The sequence below is a fragment of the Pseudodesulfovibrio sp. lm2024 genome (assembly GCF_051175575.1).
Taxonomy (GTDB): Bacteria; Desulfobacterota; Desulfovibrionia; order Desulfovibrionales; family Desulfovibrionaceae; genus Pseudodesulfovibrio; species Pseudodesulfovibrio caledoniensis.
Map to the genome: position 1 here is coordinate 3,571,292 of NZ_CP195092.1, position 15,151 is coordinate 3,586,442.

Annotated in this window: 13 protein-coding genes; 5 read left to right on the top strand and 8 right to left on the bottom strand. The window is 66.4% G+C overall.

Annotated features, from left to right (window positions below):
- Window positions 1–145: 145 nt before the first annotated feature.
- Window positions 146–1,300, top strand: a complete 1,155-nt coding sequence (gene cfa / locus ACR42D_RS16630; RefSeq protein ID WP_484567902.1) for a cyclopropane fatty acyl phospholipid synthase — start codon at window positions 146–148, stop codon at window positions 1,298–1,300.
- A gap of 5 nt (window positions 1,301–1,305) precedes the next feature.
- Here the strand turns inward: cfa and ACR42D_RS16635 are convergent, their stop codons facing one another.
- From ACR42D_RS16635 to ACR42D_RS16650, 4 genes are all read right to left on the bottom strand, one after another.
- Window positions 1,306–2,571, bottom strand: a complete 1,266-nt coding sequence (locus tag ACR42D_RS16635) for a type II toxin-antitoxin system HipA family toxin (RefSeq protein WP_484567903.1) — start codon at window positions 2,569–2,571, stop codon at window positions 1,306–1,308.
- Window positions 2,561–2,902, bottom strand: a complete 342-nt coding sequence (locus ACR42D_RS16640; RefSeq protein WP_484567904.1) for a helix-turn-helix transcriptional regulator — start codon at window positions 2,900–2,902, stop codon at window positions 2,561–2,563. Before ACR42D_RS16640 ends, ACR42D_RS16635 begins: the two co-directional genes overlap by 11 nt.
- A 117-nt stretch (window positions 2,903–3,019) precedes the next feature.
- Complete coding sequence (locus tag ACR42D_RS16645) at window positions 3,020–5,758, bottom strand: ATP-binding protein (RefSeq protein ID WP_484567905.1); 2,739 nt, start codon at window positions 5,756–5,758, stop codon at window positions 3,020–3,022.
- A gap of 134 nt (window positions 5,759–5,892) precedes the next feature.
- The gene (locus ACR42D_RS16650; protein ID WP_484567906.1) at window positions 5,893–6,381 is read right to left on the bottom strand and encodes a PocR ligand-binding domain-containing protein; all 489 of its coding nucleotides are present in this window, start codon (window positions 6,379–6,381) and stop codon (window positions 5,893–5,895) included.
- Between the two features lie 148 nt (window positions 6,382–6,529).
- Between ACR42D_RS16650 and ACR42D_RS16655 the strand changes: the two genes are divergently transcribed.
- From ACR42D_RS16655 to sppA, 4 genes are all read left to right on the top strand, one after another.
- Window positions 6,530–7,405 carry a YitT family protein gene (locus tag ACR42D_RS16655; protein WP_484567907.1) on the top strand — a complete coding sequence of 292 codons (876 nt, stop codon included), beginning with the start codon at window positions 6,530–6,532 and terminating at the stop codon, window positions 7,403–7,405.
- Entirely contained in the window at window positions 7,406–8,230 is an 825-nt protein-coding gene (locus ACR42D_RS16660) for an SAM hydrolase/SAM-dependent halogenase family protein (RefSeq protein ID WP_484567908.1), read from the top strand.
- A 1-nt stretch (window position 8,231) separates the two neighbouring features.
- Window positions 8,232–8,963, top strand: coding sequence for an adenosylcobinamide-GDP ribazoletransferase (locus ACR42D_RS16665; protein WP_484567909.1), 732 nt, complete (start codon window positions 8,232–8,234; stop codon window positions 8,961–8,963).
- Between the two features lie 82 nt (window positions 8,964–9,045).
- Window positions 9,046–10,029 (top strand): signal peptide peptidase SppA, encoded by a 984-nt coding sequence (gene sppA / locus ACR42D_RS16670; RefSeq protein ID WP_484567910.1) that lies wholly within the window; start codon window positions 9,046–9,048, stop codon window positions 10,027–10,029.
- A gap of 91 nt (window positions 10,030–10,120) precedes the next feature.
- On the opposite strand, the gene ACR42D_RS16675 is transcribed toward sppA, so the two are convergent.
- The 4 genes from ACR42D_RS16675 to ACR42D_RS16690 are packed head-to-tail and all read right to left on the bottom strand — an operon-like array spanning window position 10,121 to window position 15,147.
- Window positions 10,121–11,233 carry an ABC transporter permease gene (locus ACR42D_RS16675; RefSeq protein WP_484567911.1) on the bottom strand — a complete coding sequence of 371 codons (1,113 nt, stop codon included), beginning with the start codon at window positions 11,231–11,233 and terminating at the stop codon, window positions 10,121–10,123.
- Between the two features lie 4 nt (window positions 11,234–11,237).
- Window positions 11,238–12,377, bottom strand: coding sequence for an ABC transporter permease (locus tag ACR42D_RS16680; protein ID WP_484567912.1), 1,140 nt, complete (start codon window positions 12,375–12,377; stop codon window positions 11,238–11,240).
- A 2-nt stretch (window positions 12,378–12,379) separates the two neighbouring features.
- Complete coding sequence (locus tag ACR42D_RS16685) at window positions 12,380–14,125, bottom strand: ATP-binding cassette domain-containing protein (RefSeq protein WP_484567913.1); 1,746 nt, start codon at window positions 14,123–14,125, stop codon at window positions 12,380–12,382.
- Window positions 14,126–14,127: 2 nt separating this feature from the next.
- A complete protein-coding gene (locus ACR42D_RS16690) occupies window positions 14,128–15,147 on the bottom strand; it encodes an HlyD family secretion protein (protein WP_484567914.1) in 1,020 nt (339 codons plus the stop codon).
- Between the last annotated feature and the right edge of the window lie 4 nt (window positions 15,148–15,151).

The window sequence follows — 15,151 nt, forward strand, 5'->3', positions numbered from 1 at the left end:
CAGGCGCATTGCGGAGTAATCGTCATTTTCCGCCAGCCCCTCTTGTTCCAGGCCCGGTGAAGTGCTACGTAATTCATAAACGTAAAAACCATGCCCGGAGCGCGGGAGGCAAGGCGACGGGCACCATGTGCAAGGAGTCTTCGAGATGTCTGCAAGCAGAGCTATATTGTCCGACCTGCTGGCCGAGGCAGGCGTGGCCGTGAACGGGAGCGACCCATGGGATATCCGGGTCCAGGACGAACGACTTTTTCACGACATCCTGCTCAGGAAGAACCTGGGCCTGGGCGAGGGATACATGCGCGGCTGGTGGAACTGCGAGCGGGTGGACGAGTTCATCTGCCGCGTGCTCAAGACCGGCGCAGAGAACCGGGTGCGCGACTCATGGCGGTTGGTGGTCAAGGCCCTGCCCTCGCTTGTCTGCAACCTGCAGAGCCTGTCGCGCGCCCGGATGGTGGCCGAACGCCACTACGACCTGGGCAACGACCTGTTCCAGGGGTTCCTGGACCCCCACCTGCAATACAGCTGCGCCTACTACAAGGGCATGAACGGCTGCCCCGAGACCCAGACCGACGAGGAGGTCTCCCGCGACCTGGAGCGGGCGCAGGAGGCCAAGATGCGGCTGATCTGCGACAAGCTGGAGCTTGAGTCCGGCGACCGGGTCCTGGACATCGGCTGCGGCTGGGGCGGGCTGGCCCGGTTCATGGCCGAGGAGCGCGGCTGCTCCGTGGTGGGTGTGAACATCTCCAAGCAGCAGATCGCCTTTGGCCGCGAGTTCTGCGCGGGCCTGCCGGTGGAAATCCGCGAGATGGACTACCGGCTCCTGGATGAGACCTTCGACAAGATCGTGTCCGTGGGCATGTTCGAGCACGTGGGCCCCAAGAACTACCCGGCCTTCATGCGCACCGTGGCCCGCTGCCTGAAGCCGGACGGACTGTTCCTGCTGCACACCATCGGCAGCAACACCTCGGGTCCGGGCCTGGACCCGTGGATCGCCACCTACATCTTCCCCAACGGCTGCCTCCCGTCCATCGCCGAGGTCTCCAAGGCCGCGGAAAAGCACTTCGTCATGGAAGACCTGCACAACTTCGGCCCCTACTACGACCGCACCCTGATGAGCTGGCTGCGCAACTTCCGCCACACCTGGCCGAGCCTTCGCGACAAGTACGGCGACCGCTTCAAACGCATGTGGGAGTATTACCTGCAGTCCTGCGCCGGAGCCTTCCGCGCCAGGGATATTCAGCTGTGGCAGTTCGTGTTTTCGCCCATCGGGCGGAGCCAGCCGGAATGCCGGTGGGGATAGACCCCTCACATCTCCATGGAAAACGGATTCAAGAACTGTCTGCCCCAGAGCGCGGCCCTGTCCACTTCGGACAGGGCCGCTTCCTCGCAGACCGTGTCCCAGTTCTCGCGGATGGATTCGACCATGGCCTCGGCCATGGTCCGGGCCTCCGCTTCAGTGAGCAGGAAGGACCCGGCGGCTGCCAGGCAGGTCTTGAGGCGACTCAACCGGTCGCTGCCGTGGATGAGCATGGCCTGAGTGGCCTCGTTGCCCGAGCGCCCCTGGGGGCAAATGTCATAGGCCGGGGTCAGGGAGAGGGTAGAACCGTTCCAGAAGGCGGCATGATTGCGCGCGTGGTCGTCGGTATTACCGGACAGAACGTTGAAGAGCAGGCGTGAAAAGAGTTCCCTGAGCGTCTCGCGCGGCGCGTCGAAACGGTGGCGGATGATCTCGGCCAGAATCTCGTAGCCGGCATAGCGGGCCTGCATCTCGTCCAGCCCGAACAGGGTCAGGGCCGAGACCATGGCCCTGCGCGTCCAACCGTTGTCCGTGGATTCGCGGTCGAATCGCCGGACGAGCAGGACGTCCTTGCCGCCCGCCGCCGCCAACCGGACCGGAGCCGCATCGATGCCGCAGAGTGCGGCCAGGCGCATGGCCGCATACTCCGCCTTGACCACGTTGAAATAGGTGTCCGTGGTCGAAGAAAACTTGGCCACGTACTTTTCGCCCCCATCCTCAATGAGCACCTTGGGCCGGGCTCCGCCGATGGAGCTGCCGTGGAGCAGCGCCTGATCCAGGGCGGGCGACAAGGGGACGCCCCGCTCCACGCGGTCCGCCGAGGCAAGCAGTTCTTCCAGGGTGGCGCTCTGCCCCGCGCGCGGTGCGTAATCGACCGCCGAGGCTTGGAAATCCAAAGCGCCGATGCGGTCGGAGCCCGATTCCAACAGGTAGGTCAATTCGTCCAGGGCGTCCGTATCCGCCTCGCGTCCTCCACCGCCCAGAAGCCGGTTCAGGATAACCCGGCGTCCCCAGGCGTCCGGCGCGGCGTCGCGGATGCAGCCCGGCATGAGCAAGCCGTCCGGCAGAGGCAGCACGCCCCGGCGCAATGGCAACTCCGGCTCGTACAAGGAAATAGCCTGGGGGTCACCATCCACTCTCTCCAGGTAGGACCGGCCGTAGTTGAACCGGAGATACGGCCCTTCGGCCTCCAGCTTCCCGGCCACCACCGGCTCGGTTTCGCCGGGCAGCCAGACCCAGACAAACGCCTCCCGGACCGCGCTCTCAGAAGTCATCGTCCACCTCCCTTGTCTTCACGCGCACCGATCGGGGCAGCAGCCGCAGCTTGTCCTCCATCTGCCGGACCTGCCGGGCCAAGGCCGGCGGCTCGGCCTCGAACAACGGCACGCCCACAAGGCTTGCCGCCTCGAAAACCCCGCCTATCCGGCAACTCGGATCGCCGTTTTCAATGCGTTGAAGGGTCCGACGGGAAACCCCTGCCCGATCGGCCAGTTCCCGCGCCGTCCAGCCGCGCTCCTTGCGCCCTGTCCGAATCAGTTGCCCGAGCAGGACCACCGCCTCCAGGGCGTAGCGGGAATATGCCGTTTCCGAACGCTTGGTCTTCATCCTTCACCTCGCATGAATGGGTCATTAAATACCCATATAATAGCTTTATGGGCAATATATAACCCACTAATATAAACATGGCAAGAGAGGGGGAGAGCCTTTCCTGTTGGACGGCGTCTAGGGAGCCACCTTCCTGAGCGCCCGCTCCAGGTCCGACTTCTCGAACGGCTTGGCCAGGTATTCGTCCATGCCCGCCTGTAGGGCGCGGACGCGGTCGTGGCCGGCGGCGTGGGCCGAGAGGCCGATGATGGGGATGGTTGCGACGTGGGCGAGTTCCGGGGTCGTGCGGATGGCGCGGGTGGCGTCCAGGCCGTTCAACAGCGGCATCTGCACGTCCATGAGCACGGCGTCGAAGGGGTGGTCGCGCAGCTGGGCCAGGCAGTCGCGGCCGTTCTCGGCCTCGGTCACGGTGTGCCCCATGCGCTCCAGCAGGCGGCGGGCCATGATCCGGTTGACGCGCTCGTCCTCCACCAGGAGCAGGCGCAGGGGCGCGCCCGCCTCCGGGCCGGGGGCCGGTTCGGCCGTATCCTCGAACTCGTCGATGTCCCCCACGGACAGGGTGCAGCGGATGGACGTGCCCCTGTCCGGCTCGCTCTCCACCTCGCAGTTGCCGCCCATGAGCCGGACCAGCTTGCTGACGATGGGCAGCCCCAGCCCCGTGCCCTGATAGGTCCGGGTCATGGAGCCGTCCACCTGGGAGAACGGGGCGAAGATGCGTGAAAGGTCCTCCTCGGCGATGCCGATGCCGGTGTCGTGCACGGAGAGAAGCAGCCGATTGCGCCCCGGCTCGGGGTGCCACAGCTCGCAGGCCTCCACGGTGATGACCCCCCTGTCCGTGAACTTGACCGCGTTGCCCACCAGGTTGAAGAGGATCTGACGGATGCGCCCGGCGTCGCCCAGGTAGTATTTCCGGGCCGAGGGGTCGATGTCCGCCCGCAGCTCCAGGTCCTTGTCGCGCGCCTGGAGCTTGAAGAAATCGAGGCTCTCCTCCACCAGCCCGGCCAGGTCGAAGGGGGCCTCGCGGATGTCCAGCTTGCCCGCCTGGATCTTGCTGAAATCGAGCAGGTCGTTGAGCACGCGCAAGAGGTTGGCCGATGAATGCAGGGCCGTGTCCACGAAGTCCCGCTGCTCGTCGCTCAACCCCGAGGTCTGCAGCAGCTGGAGCATGCCCATGACACCGTTGAGCGGGGTGCGCACCTCGTGGCTGATGTTGGCGATGAACTCGTCCTTGACCCGGTTGGCCGACTCGGCCGCTTCCTTGGCCTGGACCAGCCGCTCCTCGAATTGCTTGCGGTCGGTGATGTCCGCGTGCGTGCCGACCATGCGCTCGGGCCGCCCGTCCCGCGTCCAGGCGATGGTCTTGCCCCGGGCCATGACCCAGGTCCAGCCCCCTTCATTGTTGCGCAGCCGAAACTCGATGCGGAACTCCTCGCCGGACCGCATGTGCGCTTTCACCCGGGTCTCGGCCTCGTCCCGGTCGTCCGGGTGGAGCAGGTTGTACCAGGACTCGTAGGACGGGGGAAAGGCGTTCGCCTCGTAGCCGAGCATGGCGTAGTAGCCGGGGCTGAAATAGACCTTGTCCGCGTCCAGCCACCAGTCCCACAGCCCGTCGCTGGTGGCCTCCAGGGACATCTGCAGCCGCTCCTCGCTCTCGCGCAGCCTGATGCGGGCCCGGCGCAGGCTCGACACGTAGGCCAGCAGCAGGCAGACCAGCGCGGCCAGGACGGCCACCGCGCCCGCAACCAGGGAGAGCTCCGTCTTGTGCTTGGCCCACAGCGAGTCCGGGGCGTTCAGGAGCCGGGTGTCGGCGGGCAGGTCATCCGGGTCGATGCCGAACCGCTTGAGCACGTTGTAGTCGAAGACGAACTGGTTGGCCTCGCCGCCCTCGACCACGGACAGGTCGCGGACCGGCGTACCGTCGAGAATGGCCAGGGCCATCTGCGCGGCCCTGCGCCCCTGCTCGAAGTGGGAGATGATCTTGCCGCCCAGGACGCCCATCCCCAGGCCGTGCTCCCACAGGTCATAGATCGGAACCCGCGTATTGTCCTGGATGCGCCGGAGTCCTTCGTCGAAGGACACGGTCGCGCCCGAGGCGTCCTTGTAGGCCGAGAGCAGGAGTATGGCGTCCGACGGGCCCAGGGCGCGGGTCCGCTCGGCCAGCCCGGCCCAGGTCAGGTCGGTCAGGGACAGGACGGCCAGGCTCCGGTTGGGAAACTCGACCCGCTGGGACAGGTAGGTCAGCAGGTCCGCCCCGCCGCTGGTGGTCCCGTCCACCACGGCGTACATGGTCCGCAGGCCGGGCTGCAGATCGAACGCGGTCCGGAGGGTCGCCCCCATGGAAACCGCTTCGATGACCCCGGTGACGTTGTCGTCGTCCCCGGCGGAGTGGGCCAGGGACTGGTCGTTGACCCCGAAGAAGACCACCGGAATGCCTGGAAACAGTTCCTTGCGGTTGGCCAAGGCGAAGCGCAGGGCGTTGTCGTCGGCGGTCAGGATCAGGTCGTAGGCGGGCAGGCGCGAGAGCTTGTCGGCAAGCATGGCGCGGAAGGCGGCGATGTCCTCGGGCGCGCCGAACCGCTTGGAGTCCATGTACTCCACATCCAGGTCCACGTCCGCCGGATCGAAGACCGACTCGATACCCTCGATCTGATGAAAGAATGTAGGGAAACCGGGATGGTAGGAACTGATCAGCAGGACCTGCGGACCGGACCAGGACTGCACGACCTTGGCCGAGGCGTCCACCCCGGCGGCCCGGACGGACGCCGCGAGGCAGAGGACGAACAGCGCGGCGGGCACGGCCCTGAGGGCCGCGGACGCCGCGAGGACAAGAGCCCGCTCATTCACCTTCTCCATCATCACACCCTCATCTGTTTCCGCCGGATTATATTGCAATACCCACAGGCGGTCACGTGGAGCAATTATTACTTGCCCGGCCGGGCAAAAAAAAGCCGCCCGGAAGGCGGCTTGGATGCAATACGCCCGTATTCGGGCTAGGCCAGCAGCGCGTCCAGGCGTTGCGTGATGAACGCCTGAATCTCGGCCAGGCGCGCCTCGTCGGCGGGGCGCACGGTCCTGACCCGCTCGGCGATGGCCGCCTCGTCCAGGCCGCTCATCATGCCGATGGTGAACTCGTCCACCTCCTCGTCGGCGGGCACCAGGCCGCAACCGCCCACCGCGCCCACGACCTCGCCCTCGACCTTCACGGGCACGCTGACGCGGACCATGCCCGCGTCGCAGTATTCGACGAACGGCTCGCCCTTTTTCAGCAGCTGGGTGAACATCTGCCCGGCCGTGGCGCAGATGGCCCCGAACCCCTTCTCGTCGTTGCGGATGGCCCGGCACAGGTCGTTGCCCCAGGTGTTGCCGAGCAGCCGGCGGCCATCACTGTCCATGATGTCCGCGTTCAGGCCGAAACGGTCGTGCAGTTCCTGCTGCAATGCGGCCAGGTCCTCTTCCGAAATCAAATCCTTGAGCGTCATGCGGAGTACTTCCCGAAACTGAAGTTGTTGGGCGAAAGGCCCCAACCGGTTTACAGCGAATCACGGCCCCGCGCAAGGGACGCGGGCCGGTCGGTTTTTGGTTTCCAGCCCGGACAAAACCCGCTAGAACATGTGGCGGAGATCGACAATGACCAACACGTTCAAAGACACGCTGCGCGGCATGACCTTCGGGGTGCCGTGGAACCTCGCCCTGCTCACCCTGGGCTCCTTTCTCATCGCCTTCTCGGTCAAGGCCATCGCCGTGCCCCACGGGCTGCTCACCGGCGGCATGTCCGGCATCGCGCTGTTGTGCTACTACGCCTTCGGCGGGCTGACCACGGGCCAGTGGTACTTCGCCCTGAACCTGCCCGTGTTCATCCTTGGCTGGGTCTTCGTCAGCAAGCGGTTCTTCTTCTATTCGCTCTACGGCATGGTCATCTCGTCCGTGTTCATCGACGCCATCCCCTACACCCTGCACATGAAGGACATCTGGCTGGCGGTCATCACCGGCGGCGGGATCATGGGCGCGGGCGTGGGCATCGCCCTGCGCTCGCTGGGCTCCACCGGCGGGTCCGACATCCTGGCCGTCATCTGCAAGGAAAAGTTCAACATGTCCATGGGCTCCTTCGAGTTCTGGTTCAACATGCTCGGCTTCGTGGCCGGCTTCATCTACCTGGACATGAACATCGTCTTCTACTCCATCGCCATGACCTTCGTCATCGCCTTCGGCATCGAATACGTGCTCGGCATGTTCTCCGAGCGCAAGATGGTCATGATCGTCTCGGACCACCATGCGGCCATCAACGCGGCCATCCTGACCGACCTGGACCGGGGCGTGACCATCCTTGAGGGCACGGGCGGCTACTCGGGCGATCCGCGCAAGGTGATCATGACCATGATCTCGTCCATGCAGCTCAAGGAGCTGGAAGAGCTGGTCTACACCATCGACCCGGACGCGTTCTTCATCATGGGCTCGCACTTCCACGTGCAGGGCCAGGGGTTCTCGTCCAGGAAGGTCTACTAGATGATTTTCAAGGCAGAAAAGAAGGAGACGCCGCCGCCCCGGACCATCGGGCTGATCACGGACTTCGGCCTGACCGACCCCTACGTGGGACAGGTCAGGGCGGTCCTGGCCCGCAAGGCGCCCAACTGCCCGGTGGTGGACATCTCCCACCACGTGGCCCCGTTCAACGTGGCCCAGGCCGGGTTCTTCCTGGCCGCCAGCTACGAGCATTTCCCGAGCGACGCGGTCATCCTGGCCGTGGTCGATCCGGGCGTGGGCACGGACCGGCGCATTGCCTGCCTGGAGATCGGCAACCGGCTGCTGCTGGCCCCGGACAACGGGCTGCTCACCCTGGCCCTGAACCGCGCCTGGTCCGAGGTCCGCGCCTATGACCTGACCAAGGCCATGGACGCGCCCAGGAAGGTCGCGCACACCTTCCACGGCCGGGACGTGTTCGCCCCGCTGGCCGCCTGGCTGGCCCTGGGCGGCAGGCCCGAGGGCGTGGGCCGGGAGATCGATCCTGCGGACCTGGTCACGCAGACCTGGTCCAGCCCCGAGATAGACAGCGGCCGGGCCTCGGCCCACGTGGTCCACATCGACCGCTTCGGCAACTGCGTGCTCAACCTGGAGGCGGGCTGCCTGGGCACGCCGAACGGGCTGCGCATGGAATCCCCGGCGGGCGGCCCCCTGGCCTACGCGGTCAAGTACGCGGACATGCCCGAGGGCGAACCCGGCCTGCTCGAAGGCAGCCAGGGGTTCCTGGAGCTGGCCGTGAACCAGCGGTCCGCCGCGAAACGATTCGGCCTGTCCATGGGCGACGCCGTGGAACTGGCCTGGGAGGCATGACGTGCTGCGCGACTTTATCGACACCCTCGGCTTCCTGACCCGGCTGGCCCCGGCGCGGGTCATCCCGGAATCGGCCATGAACCGGTGCATCCGCTGGATGCCCCCGGCCGGTCTGGTCCTCGGCCTGCTCATCGTCCTGCCGCTGTGGCTCGGCCTGTTCGCCGCCTCCCCGTGGATCCAGGCGTGGCTCATGGTCGCGGCCTCCATCTACCTGACGCGCGGCCTGCACATGGACGGGTTGGCCGACGTCTGCGACGCGGTGACCACCCACACCGACCCCGCGCGTTTCTGGCAGGTGGTCAAGGACAGCCGCACCGGCGCCTTCGGGGTCATGGGGCTGGTCATGGCCCTGGCCGGGCAGGTGGTCCTGTTCCACGCCATGCTCGCGCGGGGCGAGTACTGGGCCGCGGCCTGGGCCTTCGTCCTGGGCCGGGCGGCCGCCGTCTGGCTCGCCTACCACGTGCGCCATCTGGTCCGTCCGGGCCTGGGCAAGCTGTACATCGACGGGGCCACCCTGGGCGTGGCGCTCACGGCCACCCTGTTCACCTTCGCGGCCGGATGGATCATGGCCGGGCTGCCCGCCACCCTGGCGTCCACGGTCATCGCCACCCTGGCCCTGCTCTGGCTGTACCGGCTGGCCGAGCGGGTCGGCGGCGCCAACGGCGACTTCCTGGGCTGCGCCGTGATCCTGGGCGAGCTGGCCGCCGGACTGGGCTTCGCCCTGGTCATGTAGCCCGTTTCACCCGATCTTTCCTTGGCAAGCCTCCGGCCCCCCGGTAGGATGCCGGTCATAAACCGACATCCCGGAGGATATCATGCATAAACGACTTCCGTTCCTATCCGCCCTGCTGCTCGCCCTGTTCCTGCTGCCGGGCTGCGCCCCCAAGATCAAGCTGTTCGCCTCCCCGGCTACCGAGCCCCTCAAGGAGTACGTGGTCGACGGCACGGCCGAGGGCAAGATCGCGCTCATCCACCTGCGCGGCTTTCTGTCCACCGAACCGGCCCAGGGCATGCTGCGCTCCCAGCCGAGCGCGGTGCAGGAGATGGTCAACGCCCTCAAGCTGGCCGAGGCCGATGACGAGGTCGGAGCCGTGGTCGTGGCCATCGACTCGCCCGGCGGGACCACCACCGCCTCGGACGTGCTCTACCACGAACTGACCGACTTCAAGAAACGCACGGGCAAGCCCGTGGTCGTGGCCATGTTCGACGTGGCCGCCTCGGGCGGCTACTACGCGGCCCTGCCCGCCGACTGGATCGTGGCCCATCCCACGACCATCACCGGATCGGTGGGCGTGGTCTTCATGCGGCCCAAAGTGAACGGCTTGCTCGACAAGGTCGGCGTGGGCGTCGAGGTCTCCAAGTCCGGCCGAGACAAGGATATGGGCTCGCCGTTCCGGCCCACCACCGAAGAGGAAAAAGCCTTGTTCCAAGGGATCATAGACGACATGGCCACGCGTTTCTACGCCCTGGTCCAGGCCCACCGCCACCTGACCCCGGCCAACCTCGAAACTGTCAAGACGGCGCGGGTCTTCACTGCGAACCAGGCCTTGGCCATCGGCCTCATCGACCAGATCGGCTACATCCAGGACGCCTTTGTCAAGGCCCGCTCGCTGGCCGGGCTGGCCCCGGACTGCACGGTGGTCACCTACCGCCGCGACCTGTACCCGGACGACAACCCGTACAACACCATGGACGCGGCCGAGCCGTTCAAGCCGACCCTGCTCGGCGTGGACGCCAGCTTCATCCTGCCCCCGCGCGCGGGCTTCTGCTACGTCTGGGAAGGCGGCGTGACCCGTTAGGCCCTGACCCCGATTCGCCACACGGCACATGAAGGCCCCGGCTCCATATGGAGCCGGGGCCTTTCCGGTGCGTTGCCGGTCGGCCGGGCGATCAGTAGATGCGGTTGCGGAACATGACCACGGCCAGGGCCATGCAGGCGAGCCCGATCAGAGCCAGGGGCCAGACCTGCATGAGCAGCACGTAGGTCGGCGAGTTCTCGATGAACACGCCCCGGATCAGGACCAGGACGTAGCGCAGGGGGTTGACCAGGGTGATCCACTGCACCGGCTCCGCCATGTTGGCGATGGGCGTGGCGAAGCCGGACAGGAGCACGGACGGCATCAGGAACAGGAACGAGCCGAGCAGGGCCTGCTGCATGGTCACGGACAGGGACGAGATCATCAGCCCCACGCCCACGGCCGCGAAGATGAAGAAGGACAGCCCCAGATAGAGCAGCCCCAGGTTGCCGCGCAGGGGCACCTCGAACCAGTAGACTGCGGCGAGCATGATCAGCGAGGCCTCGAACATGCCGATGATCAGCCCCGGCGCGGCCTTGCCTATGAGAATGCCGATGGGCGACAGGGGCGTGACCAGCAATTGGTCGAAGGTCCCGTGCTCGCGCTCGCGGGCCACGGACAGGGCGGTCACCAGCATGGTCACCACCATGGAGATGAGGCCGACGATGCCGGGCACGAAGAAGTCCCGGCTGAGCGCGTTTTCATTGTAGTAGATGCGCGAGACCAGGATGGACGGGCTGGCCTTGCCCGCCCTGGCCAGGCGCGCGGCGTTGTACTGGCCGACCACGTTGCTCAGATAGTTGCCGATGATCCCGGCGGTGTTGGAGTTGCGCCCGTCCAGCAACACCTGCACCGGAGCGGAGCGGCCCGCCTTGAGGTCCTTGGCGAAATTCTGCCCGATGCGCAGGACGAAGCGCACCCTCCGGCTGTCGATCATGTCCCGGATGACCTTTTCACCCCGCACCTCGCCCACCATGTGAAAATACGGAGACCCGGACACCCCGGACAAAAACTCCCGCGACTCCACGGACCGGCTCAGGTCCTCGAAGGCGTAGGGGATGTCGGTCAAATCGAAGGTGGCCGCGTAGCCGAACAGGATCAGCTGGATGATCGGCGGGCCGATGACCACGGTGCGGCTCTTGGGGTCCTTGAACAGGGTCAGGAACTCCTTGATGATCAGGGCGAAGATGCGGCGCACGTTTTCCATGGGCTCACTCCAGGCTCTTGCGGGTCTTGCGGAAGGCCAGGGTCATGAACACCAGGGCCAGGACGATGAGCCCCGCCAGGTTGGGCAGCAGGACCGAGGCCACGTTGCCCGCCAGAAACAGGGTCTGGACGATGTTCACGAAATACTTGGCCGGGACGATGTACGAGAGCACCTGGATGAAGATGGGCGTGCTGGACAGCTCGAAGATGAACCCGGACAGGAAGAACGACGGCAGGAAGGCGGCCAACAGGGCGATCTGCCCGGCCACGAACTGGTTCTTGGCCGTGGACGAGATGAACAGCCCGAGCCCCAGGGTCCCGACCATGAACACGCCGCCCAGCAGCAGGAGCAGCAGGAGGGAGCCCCGGAACGGGACGTGGAACAGGAACACGGCCATGACGATGCACAGGACCACGCCGCCCATGCCGAGCATGAAATAGGGGATCAGCTTGCCCAGGACGATCTCCAGCCGCCTGACCGGGGTGACCAGCAGCGCCTCCATGGTCCCCCGCTCCCACTCCCTGGCCATGACCATGGCGGTCAGCAGGGTGCCGATCAGGGTCATGATGATGGCCATCAGGCCCGGCACCAGAAAGTTCTCGCTGCGGATGGCCTCGTTGAACCAGATGCGCTGCTCGAGATCGACCAGCCCTATCCGCGTCAGGTCCCTGGCCCCGGGCAGGGTCCGCGAGACCGAGGTCAGCCAGCGGTTCCAGGTCATGGTCACGTAGCCGACGACCTGCAGGGCGCGGTTGGAATCCACCCCGTTGACCACCAGCTGCACCGGGGCCTGGCCGCCGGTCATCAGGCGGCGGGTGAAGTCCGACTGGAGACGGATGACCGCGTCCACCTTCCTGTCCAGGAGCATCCGCTCGGCCTCCTCCCAGGAGGTCGTGGGCACCGGGCCGAAATACTCGGAGTGGCGGAAGCGGGCCAGCAGGCTCGAGGCCGTGGGGTCGGGCTTGTCCATGACAAAGGCCACGGGCAGCTTCTTGGGGTCCAGGCTGATGCCGTAGCCGAAGAGCAGGAGCATGACGATGGGAATGACGAAGGCCAGGGCGATGCTCGAGGGGTCGCGCACGATCTGCAGCCATTCCTTGACCAGCAGGGCGCGCAGCCGGTTGAAGTCGAGTCCGTTGCGCACGGTCATCCCTCCTTTTTCCGTTCCCGGTGGTCCTCCACCAGCTTGATGAACGCCTTCTCGATGGTCGCGTCACCGTCGGTCCCGGCGTACCGGCGTATTTCGTCCGGCGTGCCCTGGGCCAGCAGCTCCCCGGACATCATGATCAGCATGCGGTCGCAGTACTCGGCCTCTTCCATGAAGTGGGTGGTAACCACCACAGTCACGCCCTGCTCGGCCAGGGAGTTGATCCGGGCCCAGAACTGCCGCCGGGCCAGGGGATCGACCCCGGAGGTGGGCTCGTCCAAAAAGAGGATGTCCGGCTCGTGCATCAGGGCGCAGGCCAGGGAGAGACGCTGGCGGAAGCCGAAGGGCAGCTCCCCGGACGTGGTCTCGGCCTGGCCGGCCAGGTCCAGTTCATCCAGCGCCCACCGCACCCGCTCCTCGCGGCGCGTGCCGGACAGCCCGTAGACCTTGCTGAAGAAATTCAGGTTCTCGAGCACCGAGAGCTGGCCGTAGAGGGAGAACTTCTGGGCCATGTAGCCGAGGTTCTTGCGCGCCTTGGCCGCGGCCTTGCGCAGGTTCAGCCCGCCCACTTCCAGGGTCCCGCCCGTGGCGGGCAGCAGGCCGCAGAGCATGCGGAAGGTGGTCGACTTGCCCGCCCCGTTGGGCCCGAGCAGGCCGAATATCTCCCCCCGCTTGACCGAGAAGGTCAGCCCCTTGACCGCGTAGAAATCGCCGAACCGCCGTTCCAGGTCGGCCACGCTGATGGCCGCGCCGTCGCCCCCGCCGCGCACCGTGCTCACGTTCAGGGCCGGCGGGGCGGCTTCGGTGTCGCGGTTGAGCAAAAGCATGAAGCCGTCCTCGAACAGGGGCTCGCTCTCTTCCGGATCCCCGGCCCCGGCCTCACCGAACAGCGCCCGAGGCATGTCCGCGTCCTTGGTGACCACGCGGACCCGGCCCGATTCCAGGGTGGCGTCGACGATGCCGGGCTTGCCGAACAGGCGGCTCTGAACCACGCGCGGGGTGTCGTCGGGCGTGACCCGCCAGGTGCGGCCGCGCGCCTCCCCGATGAACGAATCCGGCGTGCCCTGCCCGATCATCTCGCCGTCCTGGAGGATGAAGACCTGGTCGCAACGGGCCGCCTCGTCCAGGTAGGCGGTGCTGACCAGCACGGTGATGTCGTCCTGGCGCACCAGGGTGTCCACGATGGACCACAGCTCGCGCCGGGACAGGGGGTCCACGCCCACGGTGGGTTCGTCCAGGAGCAGGAAGCGCGGCGTCTTGAGCAGGGAGCAGGCCAGGCCGAGCTTCTGCTTCATGCCCCCGGACAGCCGCCCGGCCAGCCGCTTGGTGAACGGGGCCAGGTTGGTCATGGACATCAAGGACTCGTAGCGCTCGCCGCGCACGTCGAGCCCCACGCCCTGAAGGTTGGCGTAGAGATCCAGGTTCTCCTGCACGGTCAGGTCCTCGTACAGGCCGAACCGCTGGGGCATGTAGCCGATGGCCGACTGGATGTCCTGGGCCCGTTCGACCGAGTCCATGCCGAGCACGGCCACGCTGCCCTCGTCCGGGGCCATGATGCCCGTGGCCAGACGGATGAGCGTGGTCTTGCCCGCGCCGTCCGGCCCGAGCAGGGCATTGACGCTGCCTGGCTCAAGGGTCAGCGAGACCCCGCGCAGGGCCTCCACCCGGCCCTTTCCGCGCGCGAAGCTCTTGCGCAGGTCCTTGATCTCCAGGGGAAATGAGACGTTTTCTTCCGGCATGGTCATGCCTAGTTCCCGGCGGTGTCCTGCGCGGCCGCGTCGGCCGTGGTATCGAAATGGACCGTGACCGGCATGCCCAGCCGCAACTCGTTGTCCGGGTCATGGACGTTCAGCCGGACTTCGTAGACCAGGGAGGTCCGCAGTTCCGGGGTCTCCACGGACCGGGGCGTGAACTCCGCGGTGGAGGAAATGAATCCGACCCAGCCCTCAAACCGCCTTTCCGGCCAGGAGTCGGCCACGGCATAGCCGCGCATGCCCGGCTTGAGCAGCCCGAGCTTGTCCTCGGGCACGTAGGTCCTGACCCACTTGGGGTCCATGACGCCCAGGGTGAAGACCGGGCTCTGGGCAGAGGCCATGTCGCCCGGCTCCAGGTTGCGGCTGCGGACCACCGCCTTGGTCGGCGCGTACAGCGCACTCTCGGCCAGCTGCACGTTAAGCACTTCCAGGTCGGCCTGAAGCTTGTTCAGGGAGGCCTTGGCCGAGGCGATCTCCTCCCACCGGGCTCCCTTTTCCATGAGGATGCGGTTCTGCATCGCCACCTGGTACTTGGCCTTGGCCACGTCGTACTGGGCCAGGGCGTCGTCCAGGTCCTGCTGGGCGTTGGCCCCGCTCTTGAGCAGCCGCGACTGCCGGTCGTAGGTCCGCTTGGTCAGGTTGCGTTCGGCCAGGGCCTGGCGCTCCTCAGCCAGGGCCTGTTGGATCTCCTCGGGCCGCGACCCGTTCTCCAGCTGGATGACCACGTACTTTTGGGCGTCCGCCCCGGCCTGGACGGCCTTGATCTGGGCCTCCAGCCGTTGGGTCTTAAGCTGGGCCAGCTTCTGCCCCTCTTCGACCACGTCGCCCTCCTCCACCAGAACATCCCGGATCCGCTCGCTTTCCTTGAAGGCCAGGTTGACCTGGCGGATGTCCACGTTGCCGTAGAGCGCCAGCGCGCCGGTATCCGCATCCGGGCAGTACGCCCTGTACGCCCAGTAGCCGCCTGTGCCGAGGAGGACCAAAGCCAATATGATTATGACGATCTTACGCATACCG